23 protein-coding genes are annotated in these 20,768 nt (G+C 72.8%); 17 read left to right on the plus strand and 6 right to left on the minus strand.

All coding sequences use genetic code 11. The features are described from left to right. Positions 1–7 precede the first annotated feature (7 nt). The 3 genes from ABD086_RS12210 to ABD086_RS12220 are packed head-to-tail and all read right to left on the minus strand — an operon-like array spanning position 8 to position 2,167. Positions 8–538: a nucleoside/nucleotide kinase family protein gene (locus tag ABD086_RS12210; RefSeq protein WP_343907804.1), complete on the minus strand. Its 531-nt coding sequence runs from the start codon at positions 536–538 to the stop codon at positions 8–10. After that, a complete protein-coding gene (locus ABD086_RS12215; RefSeq protein ID WP_343907805.1) occupies positions 522–1,739 on the minus strand; it encodes an amino acid deaminase/aldolase in 1,218 nt (405 codons plus the stop codon). Before ABD086_RS12215 ends, ABD086_RS12210 begins: the two co-directional genes overlap by 17 nt. After that, positions 1,736–2,167 carry a hypothetical protein gene (locus tag ABD086_RS12220; RefSeq protein ID WP_343907806.1) on the minus strand — a complete coding sequence of 144 codons (432 nt, stop codon included), beginning with the start codon at positions 2,165–2,167 and terminating at the stop codon, positions 1,736–1,738. The genes ABD086_RS12215 and ABD086_RS12220 overlap by 4 nt, the downstream gene beginning before the upstream one ends. 61 nt (positions 2,168–2,228) lie before the next feature. Between ABD086_RS12220 and ABD086_RS12225 the strand changes: the two genes are divergently transcribed. From ABD086_RS12225 to ABD086_RS12250, 6 genes are all read left to right on the plus strand, one after another. Then, positions 2,229–2,765, plus strand: coding sequence for an SseB family protein (locus tag ABD086_RS12225; protein ID WP_343907807.1), 537 nt, complete (start codon positions 2,229–2,231; stop codon positions 2,763–2,765). Positions 2,766–3,011: 246 nt separating this feature from the next. Next, positions 3,012–3,713: a translation initiation factor IF-3 gene (gene infC, locus ABD086_RS12230; protein WP_343907808.1), complete on the plus strand. Its 702-nt coding sequence runs from the start codon at positions 3,012–3,014 to the stop codon at positions 3,711–3,713. Between the two features lie 78 nt (positions 3,714–3,791). Beyond that, a complete protein-coding gene (rpmI, locus tag ABD086_RS12235; protein WP_343907809.1) occupies positions 3,792–3,986 on the plus strand; it encodes a 50S ribosomal protein L35 in 195 nt (64 codons plus the stop codon). Positions 3,987–4,031: 45 nt separating this feature from the next. Beyond that, positions 4,032–4,418 (plus strand): 50S ribosomal protein L20, encoded by a 387-nt coding sequence (gene rplT, locus ABD086_RS12240; RefSeq protein WP_343907810.1) that lies wholly within the window; start codon positions 4,032–4,034, stop codon positions 4,416–4,418. 8 nt (positions 4,419–4,426) lie between these two features. Next, positions 4,427–5,197: a TrmH family RNA methyltransferase gene (locus ABD086_RS12245; RefSeq protein ID WP_425571603.1), complete on the plus strand. Its 771-nt coding sequence runs from the start codon at positions 4,427–4,429 to the stop codon at positions 5,195–5,197. Positions 5,198–5,206: 9 nt separating this feature from the next. Continuing rightward, positions 5,207–6,238, plus strand: coding sequence for a sensor histidine kinase (locus tag ABD086_RS12250; protein ID WP_343907812.1), 1,032 nt, complete (start codon positions 5,207–5,209; stop codon positions 6,236–6,238). Here the strand turns inward: ABD086_RS12250 and ABD086_RS12255 are convergent. Then, entirely contained in the window at positions 6,221–6,622 is a 402-nt protein-coding gene (locus ABD086_RS12255) for a potassium channel family protein (protein WP_343907813.1), read from the minus strand. The genes ABD086_RS12250 and ABD086_RS12255 overlap by 18 nt on opposite strands. A gap of 56 nt (positions 6,623–6,678) precedes the next feature. On the opposite strand from ABD086_RS12255, the gene pheS reads away from it, so the two are divergent. After that, positions 6,679–7,785 (plus strand): phenylalanine--tRNA ligase subunit alpha, encoded by a 1,107-nt coding sequence (gene pheS, locus ABD086_RS12260; RefSeq protein WP_343907814.1) that lies wholly within the window; start codon positions 6,679–6,681, stop codon positions 7,783–7,785. Between the two features lie 4 nt (positions 7,786–7,789). Beyond that, positions 7,790–10,273, plus strand: a complete 2,484-nt coding sequence (gene pheT, locus ABD086_RS12265; protein ID WP_343907815.1) for a phenylalanine--tRNA ligase subunit beta — start codon at positions 7,790–7,792, stop codon at positions 10,271–10,273. 15 nt (positions 10,274–10,288) lie between these two features. Here the strand turns inward: pheT and ABD086_RS12270 are convergent, their stop codons facing one another. Next, positions 10,289–11,080 (minus strand): maleylpyruvate isomerase family mycothiol-dependent enzyme, encoded by a 792-nt coding sequence (locus ABD086_RS12270; protein WP_343907816.1) that lies wholly within the window; start codon positions 11,078–11,080, stop codon positions 10,289–10,291. A gap of 71 nt (positions 11,081–11,151) precedes the next feature. Here ABD086_RS12270 and argC point away from each other — a divergent pair, with 71 nt between their 5' ends. From argC to ABD086_RS12315, 9 genes are read left to right on the plus strand one after another with little or no spacing between them, the layout of a single operon-like run. After that, positions 11,152–12,186: an N-acetyl-gamma-glutamyl-phosphate reductase gene (gene argC, locus ABD086_RS12275; RefSeq protein WP_425571604.1), complete on the plus strand. Its 1,035-nt coding sequence runs from the start codon at positions 11,152–11,154 to the stop codon at positions 12,184–12,186. Continuing rightward, on the plus strand, positions 12,183–13,334 hold the full coding sequence (gene argJ / locus ABD086_RS12280) for a bifunctional glutamate N-acetyltransferase/amino-acid acetyltransferase ArgJ (protein ID WP_343907818.1): 1,152 nt from the start codon (positions 12,183–12,185) through the stop codon (positions 13,332–13,334). The genes argC and argJ overlap by 4 nt, the downstream gene beginning before the upstream one ends. Then, a complete protein-coding gene (argB, locus tag ABD086_RS12285; protein ID WP_343907819.1) occupies positions 13,331–14,266 on the plus strand; it encodes an acetylglutamate kinase in 936 nt (311 codons plus the stop codon). The genes argJ and argB overlap by 4 nt, the downstream gene beginning before the upstream one ends. Further along, the gene (locus ABD086_RS12290) at positions 14,263–15,450 is read left to right on the plus strand and encodes an acetylornithine transaminase (RefSeq protein WP_425571607.1); all 1,188 of its coding nucleotides are present in this window, start codon (positions 14,263–14,265) and stop codon (positions 15,448–15,450) included. The genes argB and ABD086_RS12290 overlap by 4 nt, the downstream gene beginning before the upstream one ends. Beyond that, a complete protein-coding gene (gene argF / locus ABD086_RS12295) occupies positions 15,447–16,385 on the plus strand; it encodes an ornithine carbamoyltransferase (protein WP_343907820.1) in 939 nt (312 codons plus the stop codon). Before ABD086_RS12290 ends, argF begins: the two co-directional genes overlap by 4 nt. Beyond that, positions 16,382–16,897 carry an arginine repressor gene (locus tag ABD086_RS12300; protein WP_343907821.1) on the plus strand — a complete coding sequence of 172 codons (516 nt, stop codon included), beginning with the start codon at positions 16,382–16,384 and terminating at the stop codon, positions 16,895–16,897. The genes argF and ABD086_RS12300 overlap by 4 nt, the downstream gene beginning before the upstream one ends. 11 nt (positions 16,898–16,908) lie before the next feature. Continuing rightward, positions 16,909–18,342 carry an argininosuccinate synthase gene (gene argG, locus ABD086_RS12305; protein WP_343907822.1) on the plus strand — a complete coding sequence of 478 codons (1,434 nt, stop codon included), beginning with the start codon at positions 16,909–16,911 and terminating at the stop codon, positions 18,340–18,342. After that, positions 18,342–19,757 (plus strand): argininosuccinate lyase, encoded by a 1,416-nt coding sequence (argH, locus tag ABD086_RS12310; RefSeq protein ID WP_343907823.1) that lies wholly within the window; start codon positions 18,342–18,344, stop codon positions 19,755–19,757. Before argG ends, argH begins: the two co-directional genes overlap by 1 nt. Further along, the gene (locus ABD086_RS12315) at positions 19,741–20,343 is read left to right on the plus strand and encodes a DNA-3-methyladenine glycosylase (RefSeq protein ID WP_343907824.1); all 603 of its coding nucleotides are present in this window, start codon (positions 19,741–19,743) and stop codon (positions 20,341–20,343) included. The genes argH and ABD086_RS12315 overlap by 17 nt, the downstream gene beginning before the upstream one ends. A gap of 204 nt (positions 20,344–20,547) precedes the next feature. Here ABD086_RS12315 and ABD086_RS12320 read toward each other — a convergent pair. Next, positions 20,548–20,768, minus strand: a 221-nt coding sequence (locus tag ABD086_RS12320) for a hypothetical protein (RefSeq protein WP_343907825.1), incomplete at its 5' end; no start/stop codon positions are given.

The raw sequence follows: 20,768 nt of genomic DNA on the forward strand, positions 1-20,768 counted from the left end.
GCGCAGCCTAGGGCTGGATCACGAGGTCCGCCCGCTCCCGCGCGCCGGTACGCCGGAAGTGCGCCTGCTCGTCGACCGCCCACTGCCGCAGCTCGGCCTCGTACGCCGCGCCGTCGCGCGCCAGGGCGCGCGCCAGCCGCTCCGCCGCGGGCGCCTCGACCCACACCACCACCGTCGCGAACGGGTCGAAGGCGGGGGAGTAGGACCCGACGCCCTCCAGCACCAGGACCGGCGTCGGCGGCACGACCACGGTCTCGGCGTACTCACCGGCCGCCCAGTCGTAGCGGCGGTAGGTGCCCGCCGACCGCGAGGCCATCGGCACCAGCAGCGTCGCCAGCTGGGTGTCCACCGACGGCAGCCCGCCCCAGCCGTCGTACAGGTCGTCCATGGGCACCACCCGGACGCCCGGCCCGGCGAGCGAGCCGGCCAGCGTCGTCTTGCCGGAGCCGGACGGTCCGTCGATGCAGATCAGGCGGCCCGGCCCCAGCGTCGGCGGTCGTGACCGCGCCAGCGCCAGGACCTCAGAAGGACTGCCCACACCCGCGGTAGCTGGGCGCCGAGTCCACGAACTCGGCGCCGGACAGCAGGTGGACGGTGGTCGCGTGCTCGAACGGCTCGCCGGACTTCGCGTGCCGGAACCACACCAGGTCGCCGATCTGCAGCTGCGCCGCGGACGGGCCGGTGAGCGGGGTCTGCACCTCGCCGACGCCCTCCAGGCCGGTCAGCTCCAGCCCCGCCGGCGCCCACGGCGTCGGCAGCCGGTCGGCGCCCGCCGGACCCGACGCGATCAGCCCGCCTCCGTGCACGGTGGCCGTCGCGGGCGTGGGCTTGCGGGTCACGGGGAGCCCGAAGTACGACGCGGGCCGCGGCGTGAACGAGCGGTAGTGGTCGAAGAGCGTGGGGACCAGGAGGCCGGAGCCGGCCGCGACCTCCGTGACGACCGGGTCCGCGCCGGTCTCCTCGACCGACCCCGACCCGCCGCCGTTCCAGAACTCGAGCTCGGCGACCGAGGCGAGGGCGGCGGCCACCTCGCGGCGGCGTACGGCGAGTTGGTCGATCGAGAGCGCCTTGAGCCGGCGCACGACCGCCGACCGGGCCCGCGCGGTCGGCACCGCGTCCTGGACGCCGGCCACCTGCCCCTCGTAGGTCATCGCGCCGACCAGGGCGAAGCCGGGACGGGCGGTGATCTCGCGGGCCAGGCGCAGGACCGAGCCGGCGTCGCCGAGCGGCGAGCGCTTCGGGCCGACGTGCTGCCGCGCGAGCCGCAGGCCGGCGTCCACGTCGATCGCGATCCGCACCGGCTCGGTGACCGTGACGCGCACCGAGTCGACGAGGTCGAGGTGGGCGACGTCGTCGACCATCAGCGTGACCGCGGCGAGCGCCGCGGGCGAGGCGACCAGCTCGGCGAGCGCCCCCCGGTCGACAGTGGGGTAGGCGACCAGGAGGTCGTCGCCGATGCCCTGGGCGTGCAGCCAGAGCGCCTCGCGCAGCGTGTAGGCCAGCACGCCCCGCATCCCGTCGTGCTGCAGCGCGCGCTCGAGGAGGGCCGGCACCCGCAGCGACTTCGACGCGACCCGGACCGGCTTGCCGTGCGCGCGGCGCACGAGGTCGTCGGCGTTGGCGTCGAACGCGTCGAGGTCCACGGCGAAGACCGGCGTGGGCAGCGGCACCCCCTGCTTCGCGACGGCGTCGTTCAGCCGCGACCAGAGCCGGTTCCGCTCGACGGGGCTCGAGCTCAACTGATGCCCCGCTTGCGCAGGATGGCCTCGATCTCCGCCATCTCGGGGTCGGTGTCGGTGACGACCGGCGCCGACCGCGACCCGCGCGCTGCGGGCAGCTCCTTCGCCGTGCCGTCCGGCCCCTTCCCGAGCTGGCGCGACCGGATCATGCCCGACACGACGATCAGCACGATGCCCACCCCGCCGAGCAGCATCCCGAGCCACACCACCGGGCTGAACGCCACGTTCGTGGCCCAGTCGGTGACGGCGTTCACGATGCGGGTGAACATCTGCAGCGTCTTGGTCAGGTACGCCGCCAGCGGCAGCAGCGTGAAGCCCAGCGCGCGCAGCGCGGCGACCGCACCGTGCCGGCGGAAGGCCAGCCACGTCCAGACGCCGCCGAGCACGGTGAGGCTCAGCGTGAGGGCTGCCCAGGCTGCGTCGTCCACGCGTCCAGAATCCCACACCGCCCGAATTGGAGCGGCCGGGTCGGCACGGGACAATGGGCGCGTGATCGAGCCCGGTGAGGACCGCGTGATCCCGGACCCCGGGTTCGCCGGGGACGACGGCTCCGCGCCCGCCGGAGTGGTGGACGCGCTCGCGGCGTGGGCCGCCGGCGGCGCGTCGTACGCCGAGGCGCTGGCCGCGCTGGCGCAGGCCCGGCTGCTGGTGCCGGTCGTCGCGGTGCTCGGCGAGGTGGAGTACGACGAGGCCGGTCTCGCCCACGACAAGACGAGCGACATGGCCACCGTCCTGCTGCAGGGCGCCGACGGGCGGCTCGCGCTGCTCGCCTTCACCGGCACCGAGGCGCTGCGGGCCTGGAACCCGGACGGCCGCCCGGTGCCCGTGGCGACCGCGCTCGCGGCGCGGTCCGCGCTCCAGGACGGCGCGGTCGCGCTGGTGGTCGACGTCGCCGGCCCGGTGCGGTTCGTCGTCGAGGGCGACGACCTCGACCGGCTGGCCGGTGGGTGGACCCTCGCGCAGGCGGGGGAGCGGGTCCTCTGGATTCGGCCGGAGGGGGAATCTTCGGCTACCATCGAGCGTTGACCGATACGTTCCGCCACACCCGTGACGGGACGGATCCACAAGCGGAGGCTCGCACGATCGCCTCCCACCCGCATCGACCGCCCTGCTCCACAGGTCGTCGGGTCCGGTCCTGAAGAGGCTACGGCCTCGGATGGTGGCGTGCCCCTGTGTGGGAGACGTCGGACTGGCTTCCGCTTGCTGACAGCGGAAGCCTTTGTCGATTTCGGGGCCCTCGGGGGCGGCGGGACGCGGAGGCGACCGGCCACATTGCCACCAGGAGGACACATCAGCACCGAGCTGCGAATCAACGATCGGATCCGGGTTCCGGAGGTCCGGCTCGTTGGACCCAACGGGGAGACCGTGGGCATCGTTCCCACGGACCAGGCGCTCAAGCTCGCCCAGGAGGCGGACCTCGACCTCGTCGAGATCGCCCCGCAGGGCAAGCCGCCCGTCTGCAAGCTCATGGACTACGGCAAGTTCAAGTACGAGAACGCGCAGAAGGCCCGTGAGGCGCGCCGCAACCAGACGAACGTCGTCATCAAGGAGATGAAGCTTCGTCCGAAGATCGACGCGCACGACTACGAGACCAAGAAGGGTCACGTGGTCCGGTTCCTGAAGGCGGGGGACAAGGTCAAGATCACGATCATGTTCCGCGGTCGCGAGCAGCACCGCCCCGAGCTGGGCTTCCGGCTGCTCCAGCGGCTCGCCGAGGACGTCACCGACCTGGGCTTCGTGGAGTCGGCGCCCAAGCAGGACGGCCGCAACATGATCATGGTCCTCGGTCCGCACAAGAAGAAGGCCGACGCCAAGGTCGACATGCAGGCGGCCAAGGAGACCCGGGCCGCCGAGCGCGCCGCCCTCGAGGCCGAGGAGCGCGCCGAGCGCGACGCCGCCCACGCCGCCGGACCGGTGGCGCAGAAGAAGGAGCGCCGCCGCTCCGAGAACCTCGATCCTGAGATCGAGGCCTGAGACCACCACGCCGCACGGGTGGGACCCCTGGTCCCGCCTGCGCAGCCCAGCAGGACGAGACAGAGAGATACGACAGAGATGCCGAAGAACAAGACGCACTCCGGTGCGAGCAAGCGCTTCCGCGTGACCGGCTCGGGCAAGATCCTGCGCGAGAAGGCCGGCAAGCGTCACAACCTGGAGAAGAAGCCCTCCAAGGTCACCCGGCGCATGAGCGGCACCACCGAGGTCGCCAAGGCCGACGTCCCGCGCGCGAAGAAGATGCTGGGTCTCTGACCCTCGCCCGCCCCCGATCTGTAATCAGCAACAAGGAGTAAGACAGTGGCACGCGTCAAGCGGGCAGTGAACGCCCAGAAGAAGCGCCGGGTCGTCCTGGAGCGCGCCAGCGGTTACCGCGGCCAGCGCTCGCGGCTCTACCGCAAGGCCAAGGAGCAGGTCACCCACTCCCTGGTCTACAGCTACAACGACCGCCGCAAGAACAAGGGCAACTTCCGTCGCCTGTGGATCCAGCGCATCAACGCCGCCGCGCGTGCGCAGGGCCTGACCTACAACCGGTTCATCCAGGGTCTGAACCTGGCCGGTGTCGAGGTCGACCGCAAGATCCTGGCCGACCTGGCTGTCAACGACATCGCCGCGTTCAACGCGCTCGTCGAGACCGCCAAGGCCGCCCTGCCCGAGGACGTCAACGCGCCCAAGGTCTCGGCCTGAGCGTCCCGGTGCTGACCGCGAGCAACGCTCGGGTCAAGCAGCTGCGTCGGTTGAGCCGCCGCTCGGAGCGATCCGAGCGGCGGCTCTTCCTCGCTGAGGGCCGCAACGCCGTCGAGGCGGCGATCGACGCGGGGGCCGTGCTCGAGGTGTTCGCGCAGCCCTACCGCGACCACCTGCTGCCGCCGATCCCCGACGGCGTGCCGCTCACGTTCGTCGACGAGCGCGCCCTGAAGGCGCTCAGCGACTCCGTCTCACCCGCCGGTGTCGTGGCCCTGTGCCGGTTCATGGACGTCCCGGTCGAGCAGGCACTGGTCGGCGGCTACGTCGCGATCTGTGCCGACGTCAGTGACCCCGGGAACGCCGGCACCGTCATCCGGTGCGCCGACGCCGCCGGCGCGGGCGGGGTGGTCCTGGCCGGGAAGTCCGTCGACCTGTACAACGGCAAGACCGTCCGGGCCAGTGCCGGCAGCGCCTTCCACCTGCCGATCGCCACCGGCGCCGCCGCCGCCGATGCGGTCCGCGCCGCGCAGGCCTCCGGGTACACCGTGCTGGCGACGGACGCGCGCGGCGAGGTGGACCTCTTCGAGGCCGACGAGATCCTCGCGCGGCCGACCGCCTGGCTGCTCGGCAACGAGGCGCACGGGCTCAGCCCCGATGTCGCCGGCCTGGCCGACCACCGCGTGCGGATCCCGATCCACGGCCGGGCCGAGAGCCTGAACCTGTCGACGGCGGCCGCACTGTGCCTCTACGCCTCCGCCCGGGTGCAGCACCGCCACTAGGGTGGGCCCGTGGATGGCCTGGACGCGCTCGCCGACGGGGCCGTGCTGGCCGGGCCCGACGGCCGGGTGACCGCGATCAACGCCGCGGCCGGCCGCCTCCTCGGCGTCGACGACGCCGTGGGGCGCCCGCTGGCCGACGTGCTGGCCCTGCGCGACCAGGACGGTCGCGACTGGTTCTCGACGAACCGCCCGTACGACGGGCTCCCGACCCGCACCGCCGTCCCGGAGCAGTCCTGGCTGCTGCCCGACGGCACCGAGGTGCTCGTCGTGGCCCGGCTGCACCGCGCCGCGCTGCACCAGCCGGTCGACTGCATCGCCGTGAGCATCCGGTCGGGTCGCGGCCGCGCCCGGCTGGACCGCGAGCGGTCCGACCTGGTCGCGACCGTCGCCCATGAGCTGCGGTCGCCGCTGACCGGGGTGAAGGGCTTCGTGCAGGCGCTGCTCAACCGCTGGGACAAGCTCAACGACGACCAGAAGAAGCTGATGCTGCGGACGGTCAGCGCCGACTCCGACCGGCTCAGCCGGCTGATCGCCGAGCTGCTCGACGTCGCCCGCATCGACACCGGCCGGCTCCAGCTGTACCCGCGGCCCGTCGACGCCGAGGTGCTGGTCCGGCGCGTCGTCGACTCCGTCTCCGCGGCCACGAGCCGGACGGTCGTCGCCCACGCCGCCGCCGGACTGCCCGAGGTCACCGTCGACCCCGACAAGTTCGTGCAGGTCGTCACCAACCTCGTCGAGAACGCCGTCCGCCACGGCTCCGGCACCGTCACGGTCACCCTCGACCCGGTCGGCCCGGCCGAGGCGCGCACCGGCCTGCGGCTGGCCGTCGAGGACGAAGGGGACGGGATCGCGCCGGACCTGCGCCGCCGCGTCTTCACCAAGTTCTGGAAGTCCGGCCACACGGGCGGGTCGGGCCTCGGGCTCTACCTCGTGAACGGGCTGGTCGAGGCGCACGGCGGCACGGTGGCGATCGGGGAGGCGGACGCCGGCGGGGCGCGGATCACCGTCACCCTGCCGGTCGACTCACTCCCGGCGGGGTAGTCGCCGCTCCAGCGCCTCGACCCGCTGCGAGATCTCCTCGAGGCGGGTCAGGATCTCGCGCTCGAGGTCGGTGCTCAGCCGCTCGGCCGGCTCCGCGTCGGACCGGATGAACCGCGCGGCCAGGGTGGCGCTGAGCAGCGACATGAGCAGGAAGCCGGTCACCATCAGCACGACCGAGATGACGGTCGCGGTGGTGGTGTGCGGCGTTCCGTAGACGTACCCGAGGTTGGTCATCAGCGAGACCGCCCACCACAGCCCGCCCCAGAAGCTCGGCACGGTGTCCGACTCCAGGGCCGCGGCGGCGCCGGCCCCGCCCAGCAGGCAGAGCAGCGCGACGACGAGAGCGGGGGGTGCGATCCGGGTGTCCACACGAGGAGTCCTCACCCGACGATTGTGAACCGGTTCGCGTGCGGTGGGCGCGCCTTCCTAGACTCGTCCTCGTGTCTGGCCCGAACACCGACTACGACCCCGTGGAGGTCACCCCCTTGAAGCCCGAGGAGGTCGAGGCCGCGCGCGACGCGGCGCTCGCCGCGATCGCGGCCGCCGCCGACCTCGACGAGCTGAAGCAGGTGCGCATCGAGCACACCGGCGACCGCTCGCCGCTGGCGCTGGCCAACCGCGAGATCGGGGCGCTGCCGCCGGCCGCCCGCAAGGAGGCCGGCCAGCGGATCGGGCAGGCCCGCGGTGCCGTCAACCAGGCCCTGGCCGCTCGCCAGGAGGTGCTCGAGGCCGAGCACGAGCAGCGGATGCTGGTCGAGGAGACCGTCGACGTGACGCTCCCGACCGACCGCGTCCCCACCGGCGCCCGGCACCCGCTCACCACCGGCTCCGAGCTGATCGCCGACATCTTCGTCGCGATGGGCTGGGAGGTCGCCGAGGGCCCGGTCATCGAGGCCGAGTGGCTCAACTTCGACGCGCTCAACCTCGGGCCGGACCACCCGGCCCGCACCATGCAGGACACGTTCTGGACCGACCCGCCCGAGGACCACCTGGTGCTCCGCACGCACACCAGCCCGGTCCAGGCGCGCACCATGCTCTCCCGCACGCCCCCCATCTACGTCGTCTGCCCGGGCCGCGTGTTCCGCACCGACGAGTACGACGCCACGCACAGCCCGGTCTTCCACCAGGTCGAGGGGCTGGCGGTCGACGAGGGCATCACGATGGCCCACCTCAAGGGCACGCTCGACCACTTCGCCGCGCAGATGTTCGGCGAGGGCATCAGCACGCGGTTCCGCCCGTCGTACTTCCCGTTCACCGAGCCGAGCGCCGAGGTCGACCTGGTCTGCTTCGTGTGCCGCGGCGCCGGCAAGCTGGACGGCGCGACCTGCCGGACCTGCCGCGGCGAGGGCTGGATCGAGTGGGGCGGCTGTGGCGTCGTGAACCCGCGCGTGCTCACCGCGTGCGGCGTCGACGCGGAGCGCTACACCGGCTTCGCGTTCGGCATGGGCATCGACCGGACCCTGATGTTCCGCCACGGCATCGAGGACCTGCGGGCGCTCTTCGAGGGCGACGTCCGCTTCACCACCGCCTTCGGAACGGAGCTGTGACCCCATGAAGGCCCCCGTCAGCTGGATCCGCGAGTACGTCGACCTGCCGGCCGACGTCACCACGGACGAGCTCACCCGCCGGCTCACCGCGCTCGGGCTCAAGCTCGAGGGCGTGGAGAGCGCCGGCGCGGGCATCAGCGGCCCGCTGGTGGTCGGCCGGGTGCTCACCATGGAGCCCGAGCCGCAGAAGAACGGCAAGACCATCAACTGGTGCACGGTCGACGTCGGCGCCGCGAACGGCACCGGCGAGCCCCAGGGCATCGTCTGCGGCGCCCACAACTTCGCGCCCGGCGACCTGGTCGTGGTGATCCTGCCCGGCGGCGTCCTGCCAGGGAACTTCGAGATCTCCGCGCGCAAGACCTACGGCCACCTATCCGCGGGCATGATCTGCTCGGCCCGCGAGCTCGGCCTCGGTGACGACCACGACGGGATCATCGTGCTGCCGGCCGACGCCGGCGAGCCCGGCGACGACGCGTTCGACGTGCTCGGCCTCCGCGAGGAGGTCATCGAGTTCGAGATCAACCCGGACCGCGCCTACGCGCTGTCGCTGCGCGGCATCGCCCGCGAGGCCGCGCTGGCGTTCGGCGCGCCGTTCCGGGACCCCGCGGACCGCCCCGTGCCCGCGCCCAACGACGCCGGGTACCCCGTGTTCGTCGACGACCCGGCCGGCTGCCCGGTCTTCGTGGCCCGCACGGTCACCGGCCTCGACCCGGCCGCGCCGACGCCCGACTGGATGGCGCGCCGCCTCCAGCAGGCCGGCATGCGCCCGATCTCGCTGGCCGTCGACGTGACGAACTACGTGATGCTCGAGACCGGCCGGCCGATCCACGGGTACGACGCGGACAAGCTCGCCGGTCCGATCCGGGTGCGGAGGGCTCGGGAGGGCGAGCGGCTCAGGACGCTGGACGGCACCGACCGGGTGCTGTCGCCGGAGGACCTGGTCGTCACCGACGACTCCGGGATCATCGGCCTCGGCGGCGTGATGGGCGGCGAGACCACCGAGATGTCCGACACCACGACGAACGTCCTCGTCGAGGCGGCCCACTGGGACCCGGTCTCGATGTTCCGCACCGGCAAGCGCCACAAGATCAGCTCCGAGGCCGGCAAGCGCAACGAGCGCGGTGTCGACCCGGTGATCACCCCCGCCGCGGCCGACCGGGTCGTCGAGCTGCTGGTGACGTACGGCGGCGGCACGGCCGACCCGGGTGTCACGGTCGTCGGCTCGCCCCCGCCGCAGCCGCGGATCACCATCTCCTACGACCTGCCCGCGCGGGTGACCGGGATCGCGATCGACGCGGCCACCACGGTCGCGAACCTCGAGGCCGTCGGCTGCACGCTCGACAAGGCCGACTCCACCCTCACCGCGACGCCGCCGCCGTGGCGGCCCGACCTCGTCGACCCGTTCGACCTGGTCGAGGAGGTCGCCCGGATCGTCGGCTACGACCGGGTGCCGTCGGTGCTGCCGCGCGAGGCGGCGGGCCGCGGCCTGTCCCGCGAGCAGCGGCTGCGCCGGCGGGTCGGGCGCACCCTGGCCGGCGCGGGCTGCGTCGAGGTGATCAGCTTCCCGTTCGTCGGCGACGCCGCCTTCGATGCGCTCGGCCTCCCGGCCGACGACCCGCGGCGCCACACGGTCCGGCTGGCGAACCCGCTCTCCAGCGAGGAGCCGTCGTACACCACCACGCTGCTGCCGGGCCTGCTGAAGGCCGCGGCCCGCAACATCGGCCGCGGCGCCACCGGGGTGTCGCTGTTCGAGACCGGCACGGTGGCGTTCCCGGTCGACCGCGGTCCCGCGCCGATCTACGGCGTCGACTGGCGGCCGAGCGACGACGAGCTCGCCAAGCTCTTCGACGCGATCCCCGAGCAGCCGCTGTACCTGGCCGTGGTGCTCGCCGGCGAGCGTGAGCGCGCCGGCTGGTGGGGCGGCGGGCGCGCGGCCGGCTGGTCCGACGCGGTCGCGCTGGTGCGCCGTCTCGGCACCGAGCTGGGGCTCGACGTCGAGGTCTCGGCCTCGACCCGCGCTCCGTGGCACCCCGGGCGCTGCGCGCAGCTGGCGGTCGCCGGCGAGCCGATCGGGTACGCCGGCGAGCTGCACCCGAAGGTCTGCCAGGCGTTCGGCCTGCCGGCGCGCAGCGCGGCGGTCGAGCTCGACCTGGACGCGCTGATGCGCCGGGCGCGGGACGTCGTCCCCGGTCCGGAGTTCTCCACGTACCCGCTGGCCAAGGAGGACGTCGCGCTGATCGTGGCGAACGACGTCCCCGCGGCCGACGTCGAGGCCGCCCTGCGCGAGGGCGCCGGCCCGCTGCTGGAGTCGGTGCGACTCTTCGACGTCTACACGGGCGACCAGGTGGGGGAGGGCCGCAAGTCGCTGGCCTTCGCGCTCCGCTTCCGCGCCCCCGACCGGACGCTCACCGAGGAGGAGACGGCGGCCGCGCGCGACGCGGCCGTGGCGCTCGCCGCCGAGCGGACCGGGGCCGTCCAGCGCAGCTGACCGACCTCGGTTCCGCTAGTTGATGGGGTGGTCAACGCACGCCCGGAAGTGGTCGTAGACCTCGGGGTCACCGGTCACGGTCACCTCGCGGTCGTCGCCCCGGCGCCACAGCCAGGCGTCGAGGGCTCCCGCCGGGCCGCTGACCACCGCACCCGGCTCGGCGTCCGGCGCGGGGACCACGTGGAGGTCCGCGGAGTCGTGCTCCCGGCCGTCGGGATCGGTGCCGGTGAACCGCCCCAGCTGCACCCACACGGTGTCGCCGGTGTCGGTGACGTCCACCCGCACAAACCGGTCGTCCGGCGTGAACGTGCCCCACGGCGGGCAGCCGCCGAATATCACGTCGAGCGCCTCGTCGACCCCGTCGGCCGCCAGGGCCGGGTCCAGCGCGGTCACCGCTCCGGTGGTCAGCTCGGCGTCCAGGCGGTGGATCAGTGCCTCGTGCGCCTGGCGCCGGTAGATGAACCCGGCGGTGTGGTCCTGCGACCACGTCCAGGTCTCCGCGGCCGGGTCGACGCCGTCGAGCTCGCCGAGCAGCAGCTCCGAGCCGCGGTCGAAGTGGTCGAGCAGGCCGGCGTAGGAGTCCGGGCGCGCCGGCTCGGCGTACTCGTCGGGTCCGGCCGGGCGCTGCCGCAGCATCGTGGCCCAGAAGTGCTGCACCTCGCCGAGGTGCCACAGCAGGTCGGCCGCGTCCCAGTCGGGGCAGCTGGGCACCCGTGCGGCAGGATCGCAGTCGGCGAGCACGGCGCGGAAGCGCGCCGAGTCGGCCCGGATGTGCCGGAGGTAGTCGTCGTTGGAGAGGCGCGCCATGGTCGCGAACCTAGGGGTGAGCGTCGACACGCGCACCCGAGTTACATAGAGATACGGATGACTGTATAGTCATGCACATGCCGACCAGGATCGCCGTCGCCGGAGCCAGCGGGTACGCCGGGGGCGAGCTGCTGCGCCTGCTCCTCGGCCACGCCGACGTGGAGATCGGCGCCCTCACCGGCGCCTCCAACGCGGGCCAGCCGCTCGGAGCGCTGCAGCCGCACCTCGTGCCCCTCGCCGACAGGGTGCTCGACCAGACGACCGTCGAAACCCTCCGCGGCCACGATGTGGTCTTCCTCGCGCTCCCGCACGGCGAGTCCGGCGCCCTCGCGGCCCAGCTCGGCGACGACACGGTCGTCATCGACTGCGGCGCGGACTTCCGCCTCGCCGACGCCGCCGCCTGGGAGAAGTTCTACGGGGGCGACCACGCGGGCACCTGGCCGTACGGGCTCCCCGAGCTGCCCGGGCAGCGCGACGTGCTGCGCAGCGCGACGCGGATCGCCGTGCCCGGCTGCTACCCGACGGTGTCCACGCTGACCCTGGCTCCGGCCGTCGCGGCCGGCATCGTGGAGCCCGACGTGACCGTGGTCGCCGCCTCCGGCACCAGCGGCGCCGGCAAGGCCGCGAAGCCGCACCTGCTGGGCAGCGAGGTGATGGGCAACGCGAGCGCGTACGGCGTCGGGGGCGTCCACCGGCACACGCCCGAGATCACCCAGAACCTCTCCTCGCTGGTCGACGGCGCCGTCCGGGTCAGCTTCACGCCGCTGCTGGTGCCCATGCCGCGCGGCATCCTGGCCACCTGCAGCGCGCGGCTCACCGCCGACCTGACGGCCGACGAGGCCTACGACGTCTACGCCAAGGCGTACGCCGACGAGCCGTTCGTGCACGTGCTCCCGCCGGGCCAGTGGCCGCAGACCAAGTCCGTCACCGGGTCGAACGCCGTCCACGTCCAGGTCACGGTCGACGAGGACGCCCGACGACTCGTCGCCGTCGGTGCCGTGGACAACCTGGCCAAGGGCACCGCCGGCGCCGCCGTCCAGTGCATGAACCTCGCGCTCGGCCTCGACGAAGGCCGGGGCCTCACCACCGTAGGAATCGCCCCATGACCGTCACCGCCCCCGCAGGCTTCCGGGCCGCCGGCGTCGCCGCCGGCCTCAAGTCCACCGGCGCCAAGGACGTCGCGCTCGTCGTGAACGACGGCCCGCGCTTCGACTCCGCCAGCGTCTTCACCGCCAACCGCTGCAAGGCCAACCCGGTGCTGTGGAGCCAGGAGGTCGTCAAGGACGGCACCGTCCGCGCGGTCTTCCTCAACTCCGGCGGCGCCAACTGCTACACCGGCCCCGAGGGCTTCCAGACCACCCACGCGGTCGCCGAGGAGGTCGCCGCCAAGCTCGGCATCGGCGCGATCGACGTGGTCGTCTGCTCCACCGGGCTGATCGGCCTCACCAACGACCGCGACCAGGTCCTCGCCGGCGCGGCGGCCGCCTTCGACGCGCTCGACGCCGACGGGGGAGACGACGCGGCCCACGCGATCATGACGACCGACTCGGTCAGCAAGCAGGTCGTGGTCGAGGGCGCCGGCTGGCGGATCGGCGGCATGGCCAAGGGCGCCGGCATGCTCGCCCCGCAGCTCGCGACCATGCTGGTCGTGCTGACCACCGACGCCGTCGTACCGGCCGGGGACCTGGACACGGCGCTGCGCGCCGCCACCCGGGTCAGCTTCGACCGGCTCGACTCCGACGGCTGCATGTCGACCAACGACACCGTCACCGTGCTGGCCAGCGGGGCCAGCGGCATCACGCCGACCCCCGAGGACTTCACGGCGGCGCTGACCCAGGCGTGCACCGACCTCGCGATGCAGCTGCTCGAGGACGCCGAGGGCGCCGACCACGAGATCGCGATCACCGTCCTGCACGCCGCGACCGAGGACGAGGCGGTCGAGGTCGGCCGCAGCGTCGCCCGCTCCAACCTCTTCAAAGCCGCGGTGTTCGGCAACGACCCGAACTGGGGTCGCGTGCTGGCCAGCATCGGGACGACGAGCGCCCAGTTCGACCCCGCCGACCTGGACGTCGCGATGAACGGCGTGTGGGTGTGCAAGCAGTCCACGCCGCACGCCGACCCCGCCACCGTCGACCTGAAGCCGCGCGAGGTCAGCGTCACCATCGACCTGAAGTCCGGCTCCGAGCGGGCCACCGTCTGGACCAACGACCTGACCCACGCCTACGTCCACGAGAACAGCGCGTACTCCTCATGACGATCGAACACGTCCACCACGACCCCAGCAAGCCCGACCCGGCGAAGGCCCGGACCCTCGCGGCCGCGCTGCCCTGGCTCAAGCGCTACCACGGCAAGATCGTCGTGGTGAAGTACGGCGGCAACGCCATGACCGACGACACCCTCAAGCGGGCGTTCGCCGAGGACATCGCGTTCCTGCGCTTCGCCGGCTTCAAGCCGGTCGTCGTGCACGGCGGCGGCCCGCAGATCTCCACGATGCTCGACCGGCTCGGCATCGAGTCGGAGTTTCGCGGCGGCCTGCGGGTGACGACCCCCGAGGCCATGGACGTCGTCCGGATGGTGCTCGTCGGGCAGGTCCAGCGCGAGCTGGTCGGCCTCATCAACGAGCACGGGCCGCTCGCGGTCGGCTGCTCCGGCGAGGACGCCGGCCTGTTCACCGCGACGACCACCGGCACCGTCATCGACGGCGAGGAGGTCGACCTCGGCCTGGTCGGCGAGGTCACGGAGGTCCGCCCCGAGTCGGTCCTCGACCTGATCGAGGCCGGCCGGATCCCGGTCGTCTCGAGCGTCGCCCCCGACGCCGCCGGCCGGGTGCACAACGTGAACGCCGACTCCGCCGCCGCGGCCCTCGCGGTCGCGCTCAAGGCGGAGAAGCTGCTGGTCCTCACCGACGTCGAGGGGCTGTACCTCGACTGGCCGGACTCCGACGACGTGATCGGCGAGATCAGCCCGGGCGCGCTCGCCGAGATCATCCCCACGCTGGCCTCCGGGATGATCCCGAAGATGAACGCCTGCCTCCAGGCGGTCCAGAACGGCGTCCCGCGCGCGACCGTCGTCGACGGCCGCGAGGAGCACGCCGTCCTGCTCGAGCTCTTCACCAAGGAAGGCGTCGGCACCCAGGTGCTGCCCGGCGTCGAGACGAAGACCCGGAAGGCGAGGGACTCCCAGTGAACGAGGCAGTGACCGACTACCAGGAGCGCTACGCCGCCAGCCTGATGAACACCTTCGGCAAGCCGTTGCTGGTGCTGGTGCGGGGCGAGGGTGCGCACGTCTGGGACGCCGACGGCAAGGAGTACGTCGACCTGCTCGGCGGCATCGCGGTCAACGCGCTCGGCCACGGGCACCCGGCGCTGGTCGATGCGGTCACGTCCCAGCTGCAGACGCTCGGCCACGTCTCCAACTTCTTCACGACCGCGCCCCAGGTCGAGCTCGCCGAGAAGCTGCTCGAGCTGCTCGGCGTCGGCGCCGGCGGCGGCAAGGTGTTCTTCACCAACTCCGGCACCGAGGCCAACGAGGCGGCGTTCAAGCTGACCCGGCGCACCGGCCGCACGCACGTGGTCGTCGCCGAGGGCTCCTTCCACGGCCGCACCATGGGCGCGCTCGCGCTCACCTCGAAGGAGGCCTACCGGACGCCGTTCGAGCCGCTGCCGGGCGACGTCACGTTCGTCCCGTACGGCGACGCAGACGCACTCGCCGCCGCGGTGACCGACGAGACGGCCGCCGTCCTCCTCGAGCCGATCCAGGGCGAGGCCGGCGTCGTCGTGCCTCCCGAGGGCTACCTCGCCGCCGCCCGGGCGGTCGCCGACGAGCACGGCGCCCTGCTGTGGCTCGACGAGGTGCAGACCGGCATCGGGCGCACCGGCCGCTGGTTCGCGCACGCCGGCGTGACCCCCGACGTCGTCACGATCGCCAAGGGCCTCGGCGGCGGCCTCCCGATCGGCGCCTGCATCGGCGTCGGCGCCGCGGGCGACCTCCTCCAGCCGGGCAACCACGGCACGACGTTCGGGGGCAACCCGGTCGCCTGCGCGGCCGCGCTCGCCGTGATCCGGACCATCGAGGACGACGACCTCCTCGAGCACGTCACCGTGCTCGGCCAGAAGCTGCGCGACGGCCTCGCCGCGGACCCGCGGGTCACCGAGGTCCGGGGCGAGGGCCTGCTGATCGGGCTCGACCTGTCCGCCGAGTCGGCGGCCGACGTGGTCGCGGCGGCCCAGGAGGCGGGCTTCATCGTGAACAGCCCCACGCCGAGCCGGATCCGGCTGGCCCCGCCGCTGGTGCTGACCGAGGACGACGTCAACGCGTTCCTCGCGGCCTGGCCGGGCATCCTCGACGCGGCGATGGGGGAGCGGTCGTGACCGCCCCCCGGATCCGGCACTTCCTCGCCGACGACGACCTCACGCCGGAGGAGCAGGCGCGGGTCCTCGACCTCGCCTTCGAGCTCAAGCAGGCCCCGTACGACGCGAAGCCGCTCGCCGGGCCGCGCACGGTCGCGATGATCTTCGACAAGCAGACGCTGCGCACCCAGGCGTCGTTCGCGGCCGGCATCGCCGAGCTCGGCGGCTTCCCGATGCTGGTGGACGGCGCGCTCGCGGGGATCGGCGTGCGCGAGTCCGTGCACGATGTCGCCCGGGTGCTCGGCCGGCAGGCCTCGATCATCGTCTGGCGCACCTACGCCCAGTCGCGGCTCGAGGAGATGGCCGAGAACGCCGGCGTCCCGGTCGTCAACGCCCTCACCGACGACTTCCACCCGTGCCAGCTGCTCGCGGACCTGCTCACCATCCGGGAGCACAAGCCGCAGCTCGCCGGCCTCACCGTCACCTTCGTCGGGGACGGCGCGTGCAACATGGGCAACTCCTGGCTGGTCGCCGGCGCCACCGCCGGGATGCACGTGCGGATCGCGTCGCCGGAGGGCTACCAGCCGGAGCCCGCGATGGTCGAGCGCGCGGCCGCGATCGCCGCGACGACCGGCGGCTCGGTGTCGGTGAGCACCGACCCGGTCGCCGCCGTCACCGGCGCCGACGTCGTCGTCACCGACACCTGGGTCTCCATGGGCAAGGAGGAGGAGGCAGCCGCGCGCGAGCAGGTCCTCGCGCCGTTCTCGCTGACGTCCGCCCTCTTCGACCACGCCAAGCCCGACGCGATCGCGATGCACTGCCTGCCGGCGTACCGCGGCAAGGAGGTCGACGCCGAGGTGATCGACGGCATCCAGAGCGTGGTCTGGGACGAGGCCGAGAACCGCCGGCACGCCCAGAAGGCGATCCTGACGTTCCTGATCGAGGAGGCGACGTGAACACCGCCCTCCGCCCCGGCACCAAGAACGCCCGGCACCAGCGGATCGTCGAGCTGGTGACCCACCAGGAGGTCCGCTCGCAGGCCGAGCTGGCCGACCTGCTGACCGAGAGTGGCATCCGGGTGACCCAGGCGACGCTCTCGCGCGACCTGGTCGAGCTGGACGCGATCAAGGTCCGCGCCCCGTCCGGCGCGCTGATCTACGCCGTGCCGGCCGAGGGCGGCGACCGACGACCCGCGGCGCCCGTCGAGACGGCCGCCGCCGCGAACCGGCTGGCCCGGCTGTGCGGAGAGCTCCTCGTGAGCGCCGACGCCAGTGCCAACCTGGTCGTGCTGCGGACCCCGCCGGGCGCCGCCCAGTTCCTCGCCTCCGCGTTCGACAAGGCCGAGTTCCCCGAGGTCCTCGGCACCATCGCCGGGGACGACACCGTCCTCGTGATCGGCCGCGAGCCGGCGGGGGGCGACGACCTCGCCCGCCGCTTCCTCGCCCTCGCCGAGTCCCACTCCCAGTAAGGAACACCATCTTGAGCAAGGTCCTCACGTCCCTCCCGGTCGGCGAACGCGTCGGCATCGCGTTCTCGGGTGGGCTGGACACCTCGGTCGCGGTCGCGTGGATGCGCGCCCACGGCGCGATCCCGTGCACCTACACCGCCGACATCGGCCAGTACGACGAGCCGGACATCTCCGGCGTGCCGAGCCGGGCGTTCCAGTACGGCGCCGAGATCGCCCGCGCCGTCGACTGCCGGCGCCAGCTGGTGGAGGAGGGCCTGGCCGCGATCGCGTGCGGCGCCTTCCACATCCGGTCCGGCGGCCGCGCGTACTTCAACACGACCCCCCTCGGGCGGGCGGTCACCGGCACCATGCTGGTGCGTGCGATGCACGAGGACGGGGTCGACATCTGGGGTGACGGCTCGACCTTCAAGGGCAACGACATCGAGCGCTTCTACCGCTACGGGCTGCTCGCCAACCCCGACCTGCGCATCTACAAGCCGTGGCTGGACCACGACTTCGTCACCGAGCTCGGTGGCCGCACCGAGATGAGCCAGTGGCTGACCGAGCGCGACCTGCCGTACCGGGACTCCCAGGAGAAGGCGTACTCGACGGACGCGAACATCTGGGGCGCCACCCACGAGGCCAAGACCCTCGAGCACCTCGACGTCTCGCTGGAGACCGTCGAGCCGATCATGGGCGTGAAGTTCTGGGACCCGGCGGTGCAGATCGAGACCGAGGACGTCACCATCGCGTTCCGCGAGGGTCGCCCGGTCTCGATCAACGGCACGTCGTACGACGACCCGGTGGCGCTGGTGCAGGAGGCCAACGCGATCGGCGGCCGGCACGGCCTGGGCATGTCCGACCAGATCGAGAACCGGATCATCGAGGCCAAGTCCCGCGGCATCTACGAGGCGCCGGGCATGGCCCTGCTCTGGATCGCCTACGAGCGGCTGCTGAACGCGATCCACAACGAGGACACGATCGCCAGCTACCACGCCGAGGGCCGGCGGCTCGGCGTGCTGCTCTACCAGGGCCGCTGGCTGGACCCGCAGGCGCTGATGCTGCGCGAGGCCATCCAGCGCTGGATCGGCTCGCTGGTCACCGGGGAGGTGACCCTGCGGCTGCGGCGCGGCGAGGACTACACGATCCTCCGCACCGACGGCCCGGCGTTCTCCTACCACCCGGACAAGCTGTCGATGGAGCGCACCGAGAACGCCGCCTTCGGCCCGCTGGACCGGATCGGGCAGCTCACCCTGCGCAATCTCGACATCGCCGACTCGCGCGCCAAGCTCGAGCAGTACGCCGCCCAGCCGCTCGACCAGGGCCAGGTGCTCGTCGAGCACGGCACCCTCTACGGCGAACTGGAGGCGGGCGGCGCCGACCGGATCGCCTCCAACCCGGCGGCCGCCGCGGAGCCGGACGAGGCCGCCCTGGAGAATGCGGCCATGGAGTTCGGGACCGACTGATGGGTGGCACCAACACCGGCAAGCTCTGGGGTGGCCGCTTCGCGGGCGGCCCGTCGCCAGAGCTCGAGGCGCTCTCGAGGTCGACGCACTTCGACTGGCGGCTCACGCCGTACGACCTGGCGGGCTCGCGCGCGCACGCCAACGCGCTGCACCGCGCCGGGCTGCTGACCGACGACGACCACGCCGCGCTGCTGCGCGGCCTGGCCGCGCTGGGGGAGCGGTACGCCGCCGGTGACCTCGTCCCCGACCCGGCCGACGAAGACGTGCACGGCGCGCTCGAGCGGCTGCTGGTCGAGGAGGTCGGCGCGGACGTGGGCGGCCGGCTGCGGGCCGGGCGGTCACGCAACGACCAGATCGCCACGCTGTTCAAGGTCTTCCTCCGCGACCACGCGCGCGTGGTCGCCGGTCAGGTCCTCGACCTCGTCGACGCGCTCACGGCCCAGGCGCGCGAGCACCTGGACGTGGTGATGCCCGGCCGCACCCACCTGCAGCACGCCCAGCCGGTGCTGCTGTCGCACCACCTGCTCGCCCACGCCTGGGCGCTGCTCCGCGACGTCGAGCGGCTCCGTGACTGGGACGCGCGGGTGGCCGCCGACTCGCCGTACGGCTCCGGGGCGCTGGCCGGCTCCAGCCTCGGCCTCGACCCGGAGGGGGTGGCCGCCGAGCTCGGGTTCACCGGGTCGAGTGCCAACTCCATCGACGGCACGGCGTCCCGGGACTTCGTCGCCGAGTTCGCCTACGTCACGGCACAGGTCGGCGTGGACGTCAGCCGGATCGCCGAGGAGGTGATCCTGTGGTCGACCCGCGAGTTCGCGTTCGTGACGCTCCACGACTCCTGGTCGACCGGGTCGAGCATCATGCCGCAGAAGAAGAACCCCGACATCGCCGAGCTCGCCCGCGGCAAGGCCGGTCGGCTGATCGGGAACCTGTCCGGGCTGCTCGCCACGCTCAAGGCGCTCCCGCTCGCCTACAACCGGGACCTGCAGGAGGACAAGGAGCCGGTCTTCGACGCGGTCGACACCCTGGAGGTGCTGCTGCCGGCGTTCACCGGCATGGTCGCGACGCTGACCTTCGACACCGCGCGCCTGGCCGAGCTCGCCCCCCAGGGGTTCTCGCTGGCCACCGACGTCGCCGAGTGGCTGGTCCGTGAGGGCGTGCCGTTCCGGGTCGCCCACGAGGTCGCCGGGGCGTGCGTCCGCCGCTGCGAGGAGTTCGGAGTCGAGCTCGACGAGCTCACCGACGACCAGCTCGCCGACGTCTCTCCGGCGCTGACCCCGGCGGTGCGCGAGGTGCTCACCGTCGAGGGCTCGGTCGCCTCCCGGGACGGCCGCGGCGGCACCGCTCCGGTGCGGGTCCGCGAGCAGCTGGCCGAGCTCACCTCCCGCGTCGACGGACATCGTGCCCGGATCGCTTGACCTCTCGGGGCCGGTCCTCGAGCAGGCCCCCCGGCTGCTGAACGCCGTGCTCCGGCACGGTGACGTCGCGGTGCGCCTCACCGAGGTCGAGGCGTACGACGGCGCGAACGATCCCGGCTCGCACGCGTTCCGGGGCCCGACCCGCCGCAACGCGGTGATGTTCGGCCCGAGCGGTCGGCTCTACTGCTACTTCACCTACGGCATGCACGTGTGCTGCAACGTGGTCTGCGGCCCCGAGGGCACCGCGAGCGCGGTCCTGCTGCGCGCCGGGGAGGTCGTCGACGGGATCGAGCTGGCCCGCGAGCGGCGACCGAGGTCGTCCGACCGCGACCTGGCCCGCGGCCCGGCGCGGTTGTGCAACGCCCTCGGGATCACGCTCGAGCACGATGGCACCGACCTGGCCGCCGGCCCGGTCACGCTCACCCTGGACACCCCGCCGGCCGACGTCTCCACCGGCCCCCGGGTCGGGCTCCGCGCGGCCGCCGACCACCCCTGGCGGTTCTGGGCGACGGGGGAGCCGACCGTGTCGGCGTACCGCCCGGCGAGCCCGCTGCGGAGCCGGCGGCGACCCGATTTGGGCACCTGACCGGACCGCTGGTACTGTTCTTCTCGTCGCGGTGAGCGACTCCCTCCTCGGGCCGCAAGGCCAAATCGGACGGAGTTGTCGCGCCCGGCGCCGGCGAGGATCGCCCCGAGTTGACGGGGCTGGACCGAACCGGTAAGTTTTTGCAGGTTGCCCCGCCGCCTGGCCCGCAAGGGTCCGGGACGGGTGCGTCTGATTCTTGAGAACTCAACAGTGTGTCATAGTCGACGAATTAGTTTGTAATGCCCCGTTGACTGAAACCTTGCCTTCGGGTGGGTTGATGTCTTCGGATTTCTTTGACAATGATTCTGACAACTTGTCAGTGTCTCCTGTCAGGCATCTCTTTTTCCGGCTGGCTCCTTTTTGTGGGGGTTGGTTGGGTGTTGTTTTCAACGGAGAGTTTGATCCTGGCTCAGGACGAACGCTGG

Origin of the sequence: Nocardioides aquiterrae (assembly GCF_039526625.1) — a bacterium.
In the GTDB taxonomy this organism is placed as follows: domain Bacteria; phylum Actinomycetota; class Actinomycetes; order Propionibacteriales; family Nocardioidaceae; genus Nocardioides; species Nocardioides aquiterrae.